This is a genomic window from Terriglobus sp. TAA 43, from assembly GCF_000800015.1.
In the GTDB taxonomy this organism is placed as follows: Bacteria; Acidobacteriota; Terriglobia; order Terriglobales; family Acidobacteriaceae; genus Terriglobus.
Genome location: NZ_JUGR01000001.1, coordinates 1,596,295 through 1,613,282, shown reverse-complemented (window position 1 = coordinate 1,613,282; position 16,988 = coordinate 1,596,295). Strand labels below are relative to the sequence as shown.

The window sequence follows — 16,988 nt, the reverse complement described above, 5'->3', positions numbered from 1 at the left end:
GACTTGATGGTTACTGTGTGACCAACTGTGTCGAGTGCGTTCCGTTGGCGACAGCCGCTGCGCACGACGGGCCCGACGATGCCGGGAACGGCGTGTTGCGGATCTTCACCAGTTCACCGGTTGCGGGCTTCAACTGCAGGCCACCAACGGTGTTATCCAGGAAGTTCGACGTGTACAGGTAGATGCCCAGCGCGTTTTCAATCGTCACGCATGTCGGTCCCACGCCACCGGTGGACTGTGCGCCGGTGCTGGTGGAGGACAGAGCACCGGTGTTGCTTGCGATCGCGTAAGCGCCCACGGTGTTGGAGTTGTAGTTCGCGGTGTAGAGGAACTGGCCGCGAGGATCAATCGTGAGGCCCACTGGCTGCGACTGTGTCGCGAACGGGCCGGTCAGGATAGCCTGCGGGATGCCGCTCGACGGAATCGTGTACCCGATGATCTGGTTCGCGCTCTTATCCGTGATGTACAGACGGTTGCCGAGCGGAACAGCTGCGATACCGGATGCCAGAACGCCGGAGTTGTAACCGGTGGAGGTACCCGTTCCAGGAGCGATGGTCGTCTGGCCGATGGCAGTGATCACGCCGCTGCTGAGCGTACGGCGGAATGCCAGCAGGTTGTTCGTCGTGTTGGCGTCCTGGTCAATGACGTAGACATACGACGAGCAGCTGCTATCGGTGCAATCGGTTCCGTTGATGGAGCTCGGCGTGTTGTTATTCACGTTGCTCGTGACGGAGATGCCTGCCGGGTTGAAACCAAGCGGGAAGTAGTTCAGGCCGCCGTTGGAGAGCGGGGTTCCCAGGGAAACCGTACCCGTGCTGGTATCTGTCGACAGCGGGAAGACTTCCACGCCGCCGGGACCCGGGTTCGCCGTGGTGTAGCCCGGCTGATAGGTAAAGGTGACGTACAGGAACTTGCTGTCGCCAGAGATGGCGAGCGCCGTGGGGAACGAACCCGCTACGGTGACCGTCTTCTGCGCGTACAGCTTGCCGTCCGTGCCGATGGCGAAGTTGACGATATTGCTATCGTCCTTGTTCACCACGAAAACGGTCTTCTGGTTAGAAGTGATGGCAAGCGCCACAGGGTTACGGCCGCCGGTGTCCTGGCCGGACGATGCCAGGCGGATCAGCGATCCGGTCTGGTAGTCGATGCCGAACTCGTTGAGCACGCCGTTCTGGTTGGTCGTCGTGCTGGCCTTGGACGAGGTCACATAGAGAAAGCCGACCGTATAGTCGCGTGAGCAGGCGGTAAGGCCGAGGCAGGCTGCCAGCGAGAGAACGGAAGCGGCGCCGAAACGGCTGATCTGGTTGAACTTCATGCGTTGCATTTCCTCAAATCGTGTTGCCGGTTGCGGGATGACCTTGCGACCATCCCGCATATTCCCGTGCTAGCTCGTGATGCCGCTGACGACCAGGCAGGCCGGACGTCCCGTTGCCTGGAAGGTGGAGCCGTGCTGCAGAACCTGCAGCGTGCCCTGATTGTGATCGATGTGGTAACCCGTCACCGTTCCATCCTGGTTGGAGGTGTACACCCACTGCTTGGAGGGGTCTTCCACCATGCAAACCGGACCGGAACCTACAGAATACGGGTTCAACTGGCCACCCTGCTGCTGCAGCTGGCCGGTGCTCAGAATCTGGTACGCGCCGACGGAGCTCTTGGACGTGGAGGTGGAGGTATTGTTCTGATTCAGAACATACAGCCACTTGTTGGCGGAATCCGTCAGGGTCCAGACCGGGGTCGCGCCGCTGACGAAGTTGGCCACCTGGCCACCGGTTACAGGCTGCAGAACGCCTGCGCTGGAAACCGTGTACTGCAGGATGCGGTTGTTTGCACCATCGGTCAGGTACAGGTAGCTGCCACCAAGAGTGATGGAGGTGATGTTGATGGTCTGCGTCTGGTCGATGACCTGCGTCGAGTTCGCATTCACCGTCAGCTGTCCGCCAGTGCCCACTGCGAGTGAGGTCACCGTCTGGTCGCCGTTGACGACGATGACAGAGGCAGACGAAGTGGTCTTGATGCGGGTCGGCTGAGGGCCGGTCGAGGTGTAGGTCAGGTACGTGCCGTTGTTCTTCACGGACTGGTTCTGCACCAGCGACAGACGACCAGTGTCGGCGTCAATCGCGAAAACTGTGATGGCGCCGCATGCAGCCGTCAGCAAGCCGGTCGCAGAAGCGCAGGTGGTCTTGCTGTCCGGGGACACCTTGTCCAGAACATACAGATAGTCGCCACCAGTGCTGATGTCCATCCAGACGGGGGTTCCGCCTTGGCTGGCAAATGCCTGCTGGAAAGTCAGTACACCGTCGCCGCCGACGCTGAACTGAGAAACGGAATTATTCGCGTCGCCCTGATTCAGAACATACAGGTAGCGTCCGCCGGGCTTCACAACGCCCATAACAGGGTTGCTGCCACCGGCCGGGAAGGGCGAATGCACCATCTCCGTCAGGTTGCCGGAGTAGTTATCAATCTTGTAGCCGGTAATGGTGCCCGCGGCGCTATTGCTGCTGGTTTGGCCTTCCATTACCCACAGGTAGCCAACCGTATAGCTGCCGCACGAGGTGATTCCCAGGGAGAGACCTACTGTTGCCGCACAGGCCAGAACGTTCCGGCCGATTCCACTCAACTTCATGTGTTTCCTTCGATTCCCATGGGCGGCCCCGGACACATGCCACCGGCAAGACACACGTTCGCCTGGGAAGTGAAAATGCTCTGTTGATTGTATGCGCCGCGGGGGATTTCCGCCACCGCCGCTGTCAGAACCTTTACCGCTTCTTATTACTGTGCCGAGTAGACGGCGATTTGTGGCAAAGGTTAGCCCTAAGTTCTGGCTCGAAAAGGAATTGTTTTCCTCAGAAAAAGGCGCGGCTACGTGAGCCGCGCCCTTCCTTTAAGGGAGTGCGTGTTCGTTTACCAGACGCGGCAAGCGTTTACCGGTGCCATCGGCTGTCCCTGCTTGCAGGAGAACGCCTTTGCGAAGTTCGCCTGATTCTGTACGCCGCCGTTGGTACGGAAGCGGCCGGGCGAGTGCGGATCGGTCTTGGCGCGAACGCGTGCTGCTTCGTCGCGGGTGTTTTCGCACCACACCTGCGCGTAGCCCAGGTAGAAGCGCTGCTCCGGTGTGTAACCGTCAATGGACTTGCGCGAATCCGGACCCAGCTTGTCCAGTTCCTTCTGCATGGCCATGTAGGCTACCTGCAGGCCACCGTTGTCCGCGGTGTTTTCACCCAGCGTCAGCTTGCCGTTCAGCTTGGTGCCCGGAACCGGTTCAAACGATCCGTACTCGTCCACTTCGCACTGGGTGCGCTTGTCGAACTCAGCCTTGTCGGCGTCTGTCCACCAGGAACGTACGTTGCCCTGCGGATCGAACTTGCTGCCCTGATCGTCAAAGCCGTGCGTCATCTCGTGGCCAATCACCACGCCGATGGCGCCGTAGTTCACAGCCGGATCAATCTTCAGGTCATAGAACGGCGGCTGCAGAATGCCGGCAGGGAAGTTGATGTCGTTCATCGCCGGGCTGTAATAGGCGTTGACGGTGGGCGGTGTCATGCCCCATTCCTTCTCGTTTACCGGCTTGCCGATCTTGTTCAGGTCACGACGATCCGTAAAGATATCGACGCGCTGCAGATTGCCCAGGCGATCATCGCGCTTCACTTCGAGCTTGCTGTAATCGCGCCAGACTTCGGGATAACCAATCTTGTCGCGGAAGGCTGAGAGCTTCTTCAGCGCCTCCTGCTTGGTGGTGGCGCTCATCCAATCCAGGTTCTTGATGTCATCACCCAGCGCTGCTTCAAGCTGGTGCACCAGTTCCTGCATGTTCTTCTTGGCTTCGGGGGTGAAGTACTTTGCCACCCAGTCCGCACCAACAGCTTCGCCCAGTGCGGCATCGGTCTGCTGCGTGCAACGCTTCCAGCGCGGTGCCTGTTCCTTCTGGCCCTGCAGTGTCTGCGCGAAGAAGCGGAAGTTCTCCTGATCAAACGCCTTGCTCAATGCGCCCGCCGAGCCGTGAATCACATGCCAGCGCATATAGCTCTTCAGGTCGTCGGTGCTGGACGAAGCGATCTGATCGTTGAATCCCTTGAAGAAATCCGGCGTGCCCACGTTCAGGTTTGTCACCGGCGTCTTGATGGCAGTGAAGTAGTCGCTCCACTGGAAGTTCGCCGTGTAGCCCTGCAGTTCGGTGATCGGCTGCGGGTGATAACGCTTCGCCGGATCACGCAGTTCCACGCGTGGCATCGAGGCCTGCGCCAGTGCCGTTTCAATCTTCAGCACGGCCTGAGCTTCGGCGGCGGCCTTCTCCGGTGAGTCGCCCGCAAGGACGAACATCTTCGTTACGTGCTCCACATATTGTTTGCGCAGCGTGACCATGCGCTCGTCGTCCTGCAGATAGTAGTCACGATCGGGCAGCGATATACCGCCCTGGAACAGTCCGGGAATCTGCTTGCTGCTGTCCTTCTGGTCCTGCTGCGAACCGAAGCCGTAAAACAGCGATGTGCCGTAAACGTCTTCCAACGTACCCACCAGCTTTGCCAACTGTTTCTTGTCGCTCCAGCCGTCGATCTGAGCCAGCACGGGCTGGATTGGTTTTGCGCCCAGCTTCTCTGCCAGATCGTCATTCATGCAGGCTGCGAAGAAGTTGCCGTACTTGGTCTGCAACGGTGTCTTCGGGCTGGCGGCGGCGTCCTTCAGCAGCGCGTAGACGGTATAGACGTTGCGCTCCTGCAGTTCGTCAAAGCGGCCAAAGCGCACCTTGTCTGCGGGGATGGGATGATCCTTGCGCCAGTTGCCGCAGGCGTAGGCGTAAAAGTCAGTGCAGGGATCGGCCGTCTTATCGATGGCGGCCAGGTCCATGGATACCGCAGGCTTCGGAACGGTGATGGAAGCTTCCTGCCCATCCAGAGCAAGAGACATCTGCTGGGCAGAGGCGGTCATACCAAGGCCAAATACGGCAACGGCGGCAATCGCAGAACAGGCGGGAAACTTCATGCGGGGTCCTTCTGGTGCGTTTGGAGTGAAGTGGAAACGTACCCCATACTGTATTGGAATTTCACCTGTCAGTGCAGCATTTTCATTCGCCCTGTTGGGCAGATGATAGGCGCATCGCTTACGATGACGGGTGCTGCTGGAGGAATACAAAGCATGTCATTGAATCGCCGCTCATTTTTGCGGAATGCCGGCCTTGCTGCTGCGGGAACACAGATTCCGCTGTTGAGGACCTTTGCCCAGGAACGCCGCCTGGGGCCAAACGACCAGATCCACGTTGCCCTGATTGGTGCGGGCGGACGCGGTCAGTCGATCACGAAATCCGCGCTGACGTTGCCCAACGTCAAACTGCTGGCCGTGGCCGATTGCTACGACGGTCGACTGGCCCACTCCAAGGAGATGTGGGGCAATGACCTGCAGACGACCAAGGATTACAACGAAATCCTGAAGCGCAGCGACATTGACGCTGTCATCATCGGCACGCCGGACCACTGGCACCGCAAGGTTGCCATCGATGCGATGGCTGCGGGCAAGGACGTCTACTGCGAAAAGCCGATGATCCACGAATACGCGGATGGCCCGCTGATGATTGACGCGGCCAAGAAGTACAACCGCGTCATCCAGATCGGATCGCAGCGCGTGTCGTCGATGATCTACATCAAGGCGAAGGAACTGCTGGCTGCCGGTGCTATCGGCAAGCTGAACCTGGTCCAGGGCCACTGGGATCGCAACTCCGCGCAGGGCGCATGGGAATACACCGTGCCGCTGGATGCCAACGAACAGACCTGCGACTGGCCGCGTTTCCAGGGCGCCGCGCCCAAGCATGCATGGGACCCGGAACGCTTCTTCCAATGGCGCAAGTACAAGGATTACGGCACCGGTGTGGCGGGCGATCTATTTGTCCACCTGTTCAGCGGAACGCACTTCATCACCGGCACCAACGGCCCTTCGCGAGCCTATGCCACTGGTGGTCTGCGTTACTGGAAGGATGGCCGCGATGTTCCCGATGTTCTGCTGGGCCTGTATGACTACGGTGACTGGAACCTGGAACTGCGTGTGAACTTCGTCGATGGTGGCGAAGAGAGCGAAGGCTTCACCTTCGTTGGCACGGAAGGCAGCATGGAGATCACCAGCCGCGGCGTCATCGTGAACAAGGTCCCGCGCGAAAAGGGACCGGGTATGAGCATTGGCTCGTTCACCAACGAGATGCAGGCTCGCCTGAAGGCCGACTACGCGCAGAAGCATGCGGAAGACGCCGCTGCCCGTGCTGCGTTGATTGGAACGGGTGTGGAGCGTTACATCGCTCCCGCCGGTTACGACGACACCGCCGACCACTTCCGTACCTTCTTCAACTGCATGCGCACCCGCCAGCAGCCCACGGAAAACGCGGTCTTCGGCTATCGTGCGGCTGGCGCAGCTTTGCTCAGCCTGCTCAGTATGGAGAAGGGCACCGTCGTTCATTGGGACGCCGATGCCATGAAGCTGAAGAGCTAGATCAACAATCCATAAACAAGAAGCGCAGCGAAAGGCTGCGCTTTTTGTTTATGCGGTTGGGGCTTAAGCCTCTTGTGCATTGCTTTGCCAAATGGTGCATGCGACTCTCGCAGGCACCCCTATCCATGGGTCCGCATCACGGAGCGGAGTATCGCTCTGGCTGCGTCCCCCTTTTCTTGTGTCGTCTCCCGGAGGAACTGGACGTGAACACCATAAAGACTTGCCGATACGTCGCCGCTGCTGCCATCGCACTCACCGTTACCAGCGCATTTGCTGCGGAAAAGGCGCTGGACAAAGGCCGCGCGCCGTCTTCAGAACAGGTGGGATTCAATATCTACCTGCCTCTGCAGAACCGCGATGCGCTCGACAATGACATCGCCGCATTACACGACTCGACCTCATCCCGCTATCAGAAATGGCTGACGCCGGACGAGTTTAAGGCGAAGTACATGCCTTCCACCTCGCTGCTAAAGGAGGTTCTTGCTCAACTGGCAGCGCAGGGAATTGATGTGACCGTTGCCGGTCCACAAATGCTGCATTGCAGCGGCAAGGCATCCGCAGTGGAAGCGGCGTTGCGCACTACGCTGCACGATGGAGCGTTCCACAATGGCCGTAAGACTGTGATGGCGGCGCAGGCTCCGACACTCACCGGTGCGCTCTCGCAGAGCGGCGCAATCGTGTCTGGTCTCTCCGGTTTTGTGCGCGCGCGTTCGTATGTACACACTGCACCCGCGGCAAACCCGCAGAATCGTTACAGCACGGCAGGCCCCTATTGGTTCACGGACCTGAAGCAGGCGTACGGCTGGCCGTCGTATACCGCGTACACCGGCAAGGGCGTCACTATCGGCATTCTGATGACGGGCGATTACAACCCGACGGATGTGAACGCATATTTCACTCACGAGAAGATCGCTACGCCAAAGATCTCCACGGTGCAGATCAATGGTGGTGCGCCGTATGATCCTGTTGGTTCCACGGAGACGCATCTTGATCTGCAGCAGTCCGGCGGTATGGCGCCGCAGGCGAAGCTGATCCTGTACAACATGCCAGACCTGTCCGATGACAGCATCATGGCGGGCTTGTCGCAAATTGTGAACGACAACAAGGCCGACGTGGTCAGCATGTCCTTCGGTTCGCCAGAGATCTTCTACAAGGCGGAATACAACGACGGCACGGACTTCAGCTACCTGCTGAAGGAAGAGAATGACCTGCTTGCGCAGGGAACGGCGCAGGGCATTACCTTCATTGCCAGTTCGGGCGATGCAGGCGCGTTGACCGCCTTCCCGCCAGCCTGCTTTGACGGCGTCCCGGACTGCGGACCTGCCATCGCGGCGGTCAGCTTCCCCGCATCCAGCCCGCATGTCGTCGGTGTCGGCGGAACGAACCTGGTGACAACGCAAACCTCGTCCACCGATTTGAACTCTGTCTACGTTCGCGAGCAGGCTTATGCTGACCCGCTGGAAGGCGACATCTTCTATGGCACGTCATCCACCGGCCAGTACTGGGGTTCGGGCGGCGGCGACAGTGTTTACTTCCGCAAGCCGCTCTTCCAGGCGCTGGTAAACACCGGCAATGCAAAATACCGCACCGTGCCGGATGTATCGCTGCACATGGGCGGTTGCCCTCAGGGCGCAATCACCTGCAGTGCCGACGATAGTTCGGACATCGTCACCATTGGCGGCTTTAATTACTCGGTCATTGGCACCAGCGCTTCTGCGCCGGATTTCGCAGGACTGACGGCTCTCGCGGTACAGCGCTACGGCAGACGCATTGGCAACGAGAACTATTACATCTACGCTCTGGCTGCATTGCAGAACCTGGGTCTGACGAAGGTCTATCGTCAGGGCATCCCCGGCTTCAACGGCCTGTACTCCACCACCAACAAGGGCTACAACCGCGTTCTCGGCAACGGCACGGTGATCGGCAAGCAATTCCTTCTTGCCCCGCTGGTTCCTTCGGCCGGAACGCCGCAGACCCCCAGCAACCCGTAGTCTGAAGTTGGATAATCCAGTAACAAAAGGCCCCACGACGAAAGATCGTGGGGCCTTTTATTTTCGGGTTGCAACGTGGACGTTTAATTCTCCGGGGGATGTTGATCGACGTGGTCGATCACAACAACTGGAATGTCCCCGCGCGATGCTTTCACGCGTAGCCCGAGATTCTCTTCCAGGCTGTGGTCGAGTGTCGGCATCGGATTCGTATCATCTGGCCTTCGATCCGCATCGAAGCGCCCGTAGTACGGCACCACGAAATCGTACTTCCCCAAAAGGCCCGTTTGATTCACCACGGGACGTCCAAACTGGCCGTTTAGTACATCGCAAAGCATGGCCATGGAAGCACCATGTGCGACCAACTCGTACCCGGCTTTACTGCTGCTGCGTTGGTACAGCGGTGGGTAGGTCCTCCCGTTATTTTCCTCTTGAGAAGATGCATCGCTCGTTTCTTTAAGCAGCCCCAGCTTTGATACCACCAAGTCATAAGTAGGGCCTTGCCGAGTTTCCCAGTGCACCTGAAGATGAAACCGCTCCGCAAGCAGAACCTGCAGCATGTGCTGCTTTTCCAGCCGCGCATTACGATCGCTCAGTTGTGCGAGCTTTGCATCCGCGTCGGCGTCCGATTTTGCTTGGATGGTGTACAGCGTCTCAAAATCCCAACTCGGGTTTCCCGACAGCTGGTAATACTGCACACCGTAGGCCAGAGTTACCAGATTGGACAGGTTGATGTTCTGCGTGCGAAACGTGCTTGTATGAGGCGGGTAGAAGGTTGAGTGGACAATCTCGTTGCCCACCTTCGATTCTCGAATCGAAGCGACATCGAAGGTCATAGTCGGGTGATAGTCCGTCGACGAAGTTCCAAGAGGGCTCGACTGGCCAAAGGCTTGCGAACCAGCAAGGGCAATCCATACCAGCTGTGAGAAAACTGCTCTGCGCATTCCGAAGCACTCCCTTTACTTCGAACCTGACGATCTCACTTCCACTTGATGTTGCAACCCAGGCTAGGCACCTGGTGTTCCAGCGGCGGATTTCCCGCGATCAGGTTCTTGATCGCCGCTTCCAGATCGGCTCCATGCGCTGCCTGGTGGATTTCGGGATGCCGTTCCACACCAGCCTTGCCGTCGCTCTCGCGGTAGGGGCGCGTGCGGTCAAACTGCGCGTGGTACACCAGCTTCCGATCCTGATCGAAAAGATACAGGTCAGGCGTGCAGGCCGCGTGAAATTCCCGAGCCGTCTCCTGCGAACTGTCTTGCAAATAGGGAATTGTGCAGAGATCGGCGCCTTTGTCCCATCCCAGCCGTTCTCCTTGCTCACGCATGCCTTCGGGGCCGTCCTCCGGAAAGGCAATCTCATCGTTCGAGCAGATGCACACGGTGGCGATTTCACCGGCATACTTCTTGGCCAGTGCGGTGAAGGCCACTTCCATGTGCTTTACAAACGGGCAGTGGACGGAGACGAACGCCACCAGCAGGCCTTTTCGGTTGTACGGATCGTCTGGTCCGGCGTAAATATCGTCGCGCCCCAGCGCTTTATCGCAGAGAACGCATTCCAGTTCAAACGCCGGGCAAACCGCGCCCAGGGGAAGTTCGGTGTTCGATTCCGTACGTGCCATGAATAGATGCTACCGCTCTTCTACAATCAAAGAATGATCAAGGGTTTGACCGTAGTGAAGCCGGTGGGTTCGTCGGCGGCGTGGGAGCGGCTCAGCACGCTTTTTTCGGAGCTTGGCTTCGAACCGGGCAAGGGATGGGACGACGGCACAGGCCGTGGCGTCAGCTTCCTCGCGCCTCTCGGAAACGCGGAGTTCGTCACTGGCCGACCGCCTGCAGTGCCGGAGCTGCTGATTGAATGCACGCAGCTCGACATTGTGCACGGCATCGTAAAGCGCTGGCTCAGCGCCGAGTTGCGCACGGAAGAGATCAGCGGACGCCTGTCGGGTGTTGCAGAAACACATTGGAAATCGCGCCTGTTCACGGTCGATCTGGGCGATGGCCTTGTCTTCGGCTTCTGGGAGCGCGAAGACATTCTGGCCGGGCGCCCCATTGCCATCGAAGGCGATCTGTCGGCCGCTGGCATGAAGTTTGGCATCGTGGTCGCACGTTGGAACGCCGTCATCACAGATCGCTTGCTGCAGGGATCGCTCGATGCGATTGCACGCAGCGGTGGCAAACTGACCGACGTACAGATTGTCCGCGCACCCGGAGCATGGGAGATTCCCGCTGCCGCGCGCATGATGGCGGACCTTCGCGATGACAGCGGCAAGCGCAAGTTTGACGCCATCATCACGCTGGGCTGCCTGCTGCGCGGTGAAACGGCGCACTATGAGGCGATTTACAACGAAGCCGCCCGTGGCATCGGTCAATCGCAGCAGGACACCGGATTGCCACATGCCTTCGGCGTACTCACCTGCGAGACACTGGAGCAGGCGTTGAACCGCGCTGGCATCAAGGCGGGCAACAAGGGATTTGAAGCAGCGGTCGCGGCCATTGAGATGGTCAGCATCGCTCGCAAGATTGGTCATGCGGCTGCCGGTGAACACGAAGGCAGCGGCGTGACCGCAGGAAAGCTGGCACAGGTCGACGTCGACCGTGCCTCGGAAGGATTTCAAAAGTAATGGGACAACGTAGAAAAGCTCGCGAACTTGCCATGCAGATGCTCTATCAATCGGACCTGGGCAAGCAGACCGCCGTGGAAGTGCGTCGCGTGTTCTGGAAGAGCCGTCAGGACGATGAGGGGAATCCCACCGTCGATCTGGAGACGCAGTCTTTTGCAGAAGACCTGTTTCGCGTGGCGATGGAACGGAGCAATGAGATCGACGATCTGATCGACAAGCACTCGCAGAACTGGCGCGTGCATCGCATGGCCGTGGTGGATCGTAACCTGCTGCGTACGGCAGTTGCGGAGATGATTGCGTTCAACGGAACGCCGCACCCCATCATCATCAACGAAGCGCTTGAAATCGGTCGCAAATATGCCGCTCCGGAGAGCATCACTTTCCTCAACGGCGTGCTGGATGCCATCTCGCGTGCCGTGATGGAACAGCGCTACTCGTGATGTACCGAACGCAGCGAACGCGCTCCTGATTCGCAACAAGACAAAGAGAAAGGCCGCCAGCGATGGCGGCCTTTCTCTTTGTCTGTTATTTCGATTAGTTGTTGGTGACCGAACGCGGGTACTGGACCAGCAGATTCGGAACCGCAGTGCCACCGGTCGTCGTCAGGCTGGGCAGCTTCGGATTCAACTGGGTGGAATCGGTCAGCGTGGAACGCGTGATCTGATGCACCTGGTTGTCGCCGGACGTACCTGCAAAGAAGAACTTGTTGTCCGAAGACAACACACCCGTTACCGGTGCAGTCGCTCCGTTCGCCAGCGTCACGGAAGTGACTGTTCCAGCGGTAGCTCCAGTGGTCGAGTAGACCGGCAGTTTGGTGCCGTTAGAAGCTGCACCGCTCACCGCCAGATAGGTGGTGAATGCCTGGGTCGAATCTGACGTGGGATAGATTCCCGTGACAGAGGTCGTCGTCACACTGGTCGATGCCGTGGTGTTCGCTGCCATACCAAATACCGGAGCAACTCCAGCTTCAGGGCAGTCGCCTGTGGGAAGCACACCAGTGAAGGTGCGCGTTCCGTTAGCGCCGTCATTCGCCGTCGAGGTCGGGAAGGTGATGTCGTTCACGACCGGCGTTCCGCCAGAGGTGGCCAGGCGAACATCCAGCAGATGCTTGCCATCGTTGGTGGTAGCCGCACGATCGTTTACTGCAGCGGACAGTGTCAGGTTTCCTGCCTGCGGATAGAAGATGGTTGGGGTCCCGACGGCTGCGCAGTACGAACGCGCATTGACTGCCGTATTGCCGGTGACAAACGCACCTACCGACGGGATGGCAACTGCTACATCCGTAGTGCCAGTTGCAGACAGGTCATAGTTCTGCCAGCTTGTGAAGGCCGAGTACACCAGCAGGTGGTTGTCCGTGGTCAGAACGTACAGCGTGGAGCCATCCGGCGTGTATGCCGCGCGGGTCGCTACACCGTTATAGGTGGTAACAATCGCGGGCGTCGCCGTGTTGAAGACCGTGATGACCTTGCGGCTGCTATCGGAGATAACGGCTGTCGCGCTGTCAGGTGAGACCGTCAGCAACGAACCCTGGATCGTTGGGTACGAAGCCAGTAGTGCGTTGTTCGTAGTGCCGAACGTCATCAGCGCTTCAGGCGATCCCATAAAGATCGTGGTGCCGTTCTGGGCCATGATCATCGAGGTCGGCGTGTACGGCAGCTTGATGGGCGAGGGAATGACGTTGGTCGTCAGATCGATCGGCACCAGGTACTGCGAGTCGGTGCTACCCACCCAGAGACGGGTGCTGTTGCTACCCGGCGTGGTGGACGTAATGGTGTTGGAGGCCACCGGCTTGCCCGTGCCCAGCAGGCCCACATTGCCGTAGGGAGCTGGGTTGCAGCTCGGCGGCAGGCAGAATGCATTAATCGCTGCGACGCCAGGGAAGACCGGGGCAATCGAAGAAGACGATGCCGGGGCGGCAACCGGGTTGGTCGAAGTTACCGTCAGGGTCAGACCCGTCAGCGTAACGCCGTTCACATCCTTCACCACGGCGGTGAGGGGTTCCGTGGTGTTCGGATTGATGATGACGTTGCCGTTCGTGGCGTTCGCCGTGCTGATGGTGATCGTTTTCGGCGGGCAGACGGACATCAGGCCGGCCGTCGAAGTGGACTGCGCGATGTTCGCGGTCACAATCGTCGTTCCAGGAGCGATCGCAGTTGCCACACCGCTGGTGTCTTCAAAGTTCAGCAGTCCGGCGGTCTGTGCGGTAAAGGTCGCATGGCCGGCGGAGTAGGTGACGTTCTGCGCTCCCGCAAAGAAACGCGTGACAAGCTGCGCGCTCTGGCCGAAGGAGATGCAGGTATTCGGCACATAAGGAGAAGCAGACGTCACAGCGGAAGCCGTGTACTGTGGGCAGTTGGTCGCAGGGTCGTTGACACAGTCGGTTGACGCCGTTCCCAGCGTAATGGCCGTGATCAGCGGATGCACATAGACCAGTACTTTATTGCTGTTTGCGCCGCTGCCAGCCGCAGTCAGTTCGGCTACGCCGGACTTGCCGCTGGAGGTGCAATAGGTGTAGTCCGCCACACCGCCCGGGTTATTGCGGTTCCACGTGCCGGCGCAAAGCTGGCCGGTGGTCGGGTTTACGTCCGCCACAGGGATATTGGAGGCGTTGTTCGGATCCACCGTGGAGTAGGTGATCTTCGAAATACTTACCGTGTTGTTCTTGCAATCCACTGCGGTGGGCGTGGTCACGTTCTGCGTCTGACCGTAGCTCATGCTGAGGCCGCCAACAGTCGGATTCAGGGTGATGGTCTGCGGGTCGCCGACCCGAGGCCCAATGGTGCCGCTGCAAAACGCGGAGCTGGTTCCCTTGGCGCAGCCGGAAAGCGAAATCCCGACAGGCAAAGCGAAGAACAACAGGATGAACAACGAGAGGAAACGACGACGCAAAGAAAACCTCCCCGCAGTGCCTGATGCGTAGTGGCGCTGCGGTCTGTACCTGGGACGGAAAAGTGCCCGGAAATGTCTACGGTTCAGTGTAAATCAGAGTCGGAGAAACATTCGGAGGCACCCGGCGATCCGAATGTTTTCTTCCTATTAAGACGGACGACCCCACCGCCTGGCAGCAGAAGTTCTGTCGAATCTTCGAGGGGCCGCGGCCGTGGAAAGCTGTAAGGACGCCATTTTTGCTTTGCTGGCTGTCTACGGCGCTCCAGATGCGGTATTCTTCGCTGCACCATGATGCCCGCACGCTTTTTCGCTCTGAGTCTTCTTGCTGCCTCGTCTCTTCTGGCCGTCAGCGCCACGGCCCAGACGGCTGCTCCCAAGCCGTCCCACGAAGATACCGAGTTTTACCACCCGGTTCCGCCCGTCGTAACCCCGGCAGCTACCGTTGGCCAGCCGCCATCGGACGCCATCGTCCTCTTCGACGGCAAGGACACCTCGCAGTGGGTTGCCGCCAAAGACAGCACCACCCCCGCCGACTGGGAAGTGCATGACGGCGTCATGACTGTAAAGAAGGGCGGCGTGGGCAACATCGAGACCAAGCACCGCTTTAAGGACTACCAGCTTCACCTGGAGTGGAAGATTCCCGCCAGCATCACCGGCGAAGGTCAGGGTCGCGGCAACAGCGGACTCTTCCTGGCCTCCACCGGCAAGGGCGACGCAGGTTACGAAGTCCAGATCATGGACAGCTACAACAACCCCACCTACACCAACGGTATGCTCGGCAGCGTCTACAAGCAGGCTGTGCCGCTGGCCAATGCCGCCCGCAAGCCCGGCGAATGGTCCTGCTACGACGTGGTCTGGACCGCCCCCCGCTTCAACTCCGACGGCAGCCTGAAGACCCCGGCCTACGTCACCGTCTTCCTGAATGGCGTTCTGGTGGAGAACCACTTTGAATTGAAGGGCGAAACCGCCTATGTCGGCCATGCGGAATACAAGGCCTACGACACAGCGCCCATCAAGCTGCAGGCTCACGGCGACAAGAGCGAGCCCATCAGCTTCCGCAATGTCTGGGCTCGCGAAGTAAAGCCCTGGACCGAACCCATGACGAAGTAACGTCTGAAATAACGAAGCAAGGAGAGGGGCGCGCAAGCGCCCCTCTCCTGTTTTTGAGTTCGCTATTCGCCTGCCGGAACAAAGAAAATCTCCCGTACCTCGCCTCGCCCACCTGTCAGGGCGATACCTTTGCGCGACCATGTCACCGCCTCGTCCATATCCGCGCATTCCAGTATCCAGAAGCCGCCGATGTGTTCCTTGGCTTCCAGATACGGCCCATCGGTGATCAGCATTTCGCCGTCGCTCTGCTTTTGCAGGGATTTCGTGGCACCAAGGCCGCAGGCAAATTTCCTGACCCCGGCAGCCAGCATCTCCTGGTTGAGCGCATGGATCGCAGGGCCAACGGATGCATCCATCGTGGACATGTCGAAGTCATCGGGGAGGTATCCAGCAACAAAATACTGTGGCATCGTCTTTCTCCATAAGTTTGGGTCGGGCAGGACTGTTTTCTGCTTCTATCTCTACGACGAACGGTGGTTTCGCAATTCGACAACGATCAACGAAATTTTCGATTTAAATGTGTGGCGCCAGTGACGGCTATCCGCGTTCTACAAGTTCCTTCGCATCGGAATACGCTCGTTCGATCAGCTTTCGCAGTGACGAGGCGTCGACGTCCGCTCCGGGTTGCAGCTTTACATGCCGCATGAACTTCCCCGTACCTTGTAACAGGCCTGCATGATTTGGCAATGATGAGCCCTGATAAAACCCCACATTGACGTGAGATTTGAAGACATTCACATAGCAGAAAGCAACATCACCCACACACGCCACCGGGCAACCGTCATGAAAAACTTCTCTGACCTCATCGCCGCACTTTCGCATGACCTCAAACCACTGCCCCGCGATGGCGCCAAGCGCACCTCGTTCCTGTAGCCAACGGTCAATCGCAGGATCATGCTCAACCGTTCCATTCAAACGGAACAATTCTGTCCTCATCATCATGACGTCCCCGCATTCGAGAACATGCTACTCGTTACTCATAAAATGGCTTGAAACTCGATCTCTGGAAATCCGGCGTGTCATTCTTTAGCTTGAGACAAGCCACCCCAAGTAACGACTTCCTATGTGGAGAAGCTCATGATTCGCTGGTGCATGTTTGTTCTGCTTGCCGCTCTGAACATTTCTGCACATGCGCAAACATGGGACCCGCCCATCGGCTATCGCGTTACATATAAGACCGTCGATGGCCGCGATCTCGGCATGTGGATCGTAGAGCCGAAAGACATGGGCGCGAAGGACTACGCAGCGAAGCGTCCCGCTGTATTGCTGGTGCATGGCGGAGGCTGGACCAACGGCGCTGCAGGCGTGCACAACGAACAGGCAAAGGCCATCGCGCAACATGGTGCTGTGGCAATTCTGTTGCAATACCGCCTGCTGCCACCGAATCCGCATGAAGAGCCGCGCATCTGCGTCGAAGATACAAAGAGCGCGATGCGCTGGCTTCGCGCACATGCCGCTGAGCTTCATCTCGATCCGAACAAGATCGCAGCAGGAGGCAGTTCCGCAGGTGGGTACAACGCAGCCTATGCTGCAGTCGGCCCCGGTTGGGACGACTCGCACGACGACCTTCGTATCTCCGCACGCCCCGATGCATTGGTGCTGTTAAACCCCGCGTTGGACATTCACTACTCCGCCGCGATGTTTCATAACGATCAAAAGCTTTCGCCGATGAGTTACATCAACAAAGACGTTCCGCCAACACTCATCCTCAGCGGCAGCAAGGATGAAGTGATCCATGCCGACCTTTTGCGTGACTATGCGCAGAAATTAAATGCCGCAGGCGCACGGTGTGATCTGCACATCTATCCCGATCAGGTCCACACCTTCTATCGCAACGAGCCGTACCTCACGGAAACCAACGCGCAGATCATAGCGTTCCTGCATTCGTTAGGGTTCGTCGCTCCCTGACCAAA

Annotated in this window: 14 protein-coding genes; 6 read left to right on the top strand and 8 right to left on the bottom strand. The window is 58.7% G+C overall.

Features of this window, described 5'->3' with window-relative positions; translation table 11 throughout:
- Positions 1-10: 10 nt before the first annotated feature.
- The 3 genes from M504_RS06730 to M504_RS06720 form a co-directional block, all read right to left on the bottom strand.
- A complete protein-coding gene (locus M504_RS06730) occupies positions 11-1,324 on the bottom strand; it encodes a beta-propeller fold lactonase family protein (protein ID WP_232296189.1) in 1,314 nt (437 codons plus the stop codon).
- A gap of 60 nt (positions 1,325-1,384) precedes the next feature.
- Positions 1,385-2,623, bottom strand: a complete 1,239-nt coding sequence (locus tag M504_RS06725) for a beta-propeller fold lactonase family protein (RefSeq protein ID WP_047489366.1) — start codon at positions 2,621-2,623, stop codon at positions 1,385-1,387.
- A gap of 278 nt (positions 2,624-2,901) precedes the next feature.
- The gene (locus M504_RS06720; protein WP_047489363.1) at positions 2,902-4,977 is read right to left on the bottom strand and encodes a M13 family metallopeptidase; all 2,076 of its coding nucleotides are present in this window, start codon (positions 4,975-4,977) and stop codon (positions 2,902-2,904) included.
- A 153-nt stretch (positions 4,978-5,130) separates the two neighbouring features.
- Between M504_RS06720 and M504_RS06715 the strand changes: the two genes are divergently transcribed.
- Together M504_RS06715 and M504_RS06710 are read left to right on the top strand one after the other, a co-directional pair.
- The gene (locus tag M504_RS06715; protein ID WP_047489360.1) at positions 5,131-6,468 is read left to right on the top strand and encodes a Gfo/Idh/MocA family protein; all 1,338 of its coding nucleotides are present in this window, start codon (positions 5,131-5,133) and stop codon (positions 6,466-6,468) included.
- Between the two features lie 203 nt (positions 6,469-6,671).
- Positions 6,672-8,459 carry a protease pro-enzyme activation domain-containing protein gene (locus M504_RS06710; protein ID WP_198137542.1) on the top strand — a complete coding sequence of 596 codons (1,788 nt, stop codon included), beginning with the start codon at positions 6,672-6,674 and terminating at the stop codon, positions 8,457-8,459.
- A gap of 83 nt (positions 8,460-8,542) precedes the next feature.
- Here M504_RS06710 and M504_RS06705 read toward each other — a convergent pair whose 3' ends face one another.
- Together M504_RS06705 and M504_RS06700 are read right to left on the bottom strand one after the other, a co-directional pair.
- Positions 8,543-9,400 (bottom strand): TIGR03435 family protein, encoded by an 858-nt coding sequence (locus M504_RS06705; RefSeq protein WP_084214170.1) that lies wholly within the window; start codon positions 9,398-9,400, stop codon positions 8,543-8,545.
- 35 nt (positions 9,401-9,435) lie between these two features.
- Positions 9,436-10,074, bottom strand: coding sequence for a redoxin domain-containing protein (locus M504_RS06700; RefSeq protein ID WP_047489351.1), 639 nt, complete (start codon positions 10,072-10,074; stop codon positions 9,436-9,438).
- A gap of 33 nt (positions 10,075-10,107) precedes the next feature.
- On the opposite strand from M504_RS06700, the gene ribH reads away from it, so the two are divergent.
- Entirely contained in the window at positions 10,108-11,076 is a 969-nt protein-coding gene (gene ribH, locus M504_RS06695; protein WP_047489348.1) for a 6,7-dimethyl-8-ribityllumazine synthase, read from the top strand.
- The gene (nusB, locus tag M504_RS06690) at positions 11,076-11,516 is read left to right on the top strand and encodes a transcription antitermination factor NusB (RefSeq protein WP_047489344.1); all 441 of its coding nucleotides are present in this window, start codon (positions 11,076-11,078) and stop codon (positions 11,514-11,516) included. Before ribH ends, nusB begins: the two co-directional genes overlap by 1 nt.
- A 94-nt stretch (positions 11,517-11,610) precedes the next feature.
- Here the strand turns inward: nusB and M504_RS06685 are convergent, their stop codons facing one another.
- Positions 11,611-13,965, bottom strand: coding sequence for a hypothetical protein (locus tag M504_RS06685; protein ID WP_047489341.1), 2,355 nt, complete (start codon positions 13,963-13,965; stop codon positions 11,611-11,613).
- A 288-nt stretch (positions 13,966-14,253) separates the two neighbouring features.
- Between M504_RS06685 and M504_RS06680 the strand changes: the two genes are divergently transcribed.
- The gene (locus tag M504_RS06680) at positions 14,254-15,075 is read left to right on the top strand and encodes a DUF1080 domain-containing protein (protein WP_232296188.1); all 822 of its coding nucleotides are present in this window, start codon (positions 14,254-14,256) and stop codon (positions 15,073-15,075) included.
- A 62-nt stretch (positions 15,076-15,137) separates the two neighbouring features.
- On the opposite strand, the gene M504_RS06675 is transcribed toward M504_RS06680, so the two are convergent.
- Together M504_RS06675 and M504_RS06670 are read right to left on the bottom strand one after the other, a co-directional pair.
- A complete protein-coding gene (locus M504_RS06675) occupies positions 15,138-15,485 on the bottom strand; it encodes a YciI family protein (protein ID WP_047489338.1) in 348 nt (115 codons plus the stop codon).
- 127 nt (positions 15,486-15,612) lie between these two features.
- Positions 15,613-16,017, bottom strand: coding sequence for a DUF1801 domain-containing protein (locus M504_RS06670; RefSeq protein ID WP_232296187.1), 405 nt, complete (start codon positions 16,015-16,017; stop codon positions 15,613-15,615).
- Between the two features lie 135 nt (positions 16,018-16,152).
- Here M504_RS06670 and M504_RS06665 point away from each other — a divergent pair, with 135 nt between their 5' ends.
- Positions 16,153-16,983, top strand: a complete 831-nt coding sequence (locus tag M504_RS06665) for an alpha/beta hydrolase (protein WP_052200479.1) — start codon at positions 16,153-16,155, stop codon at positions 16,981-16,983.
- Positions 16,984-16,988 lie beyond the last annotated feature (5 nt).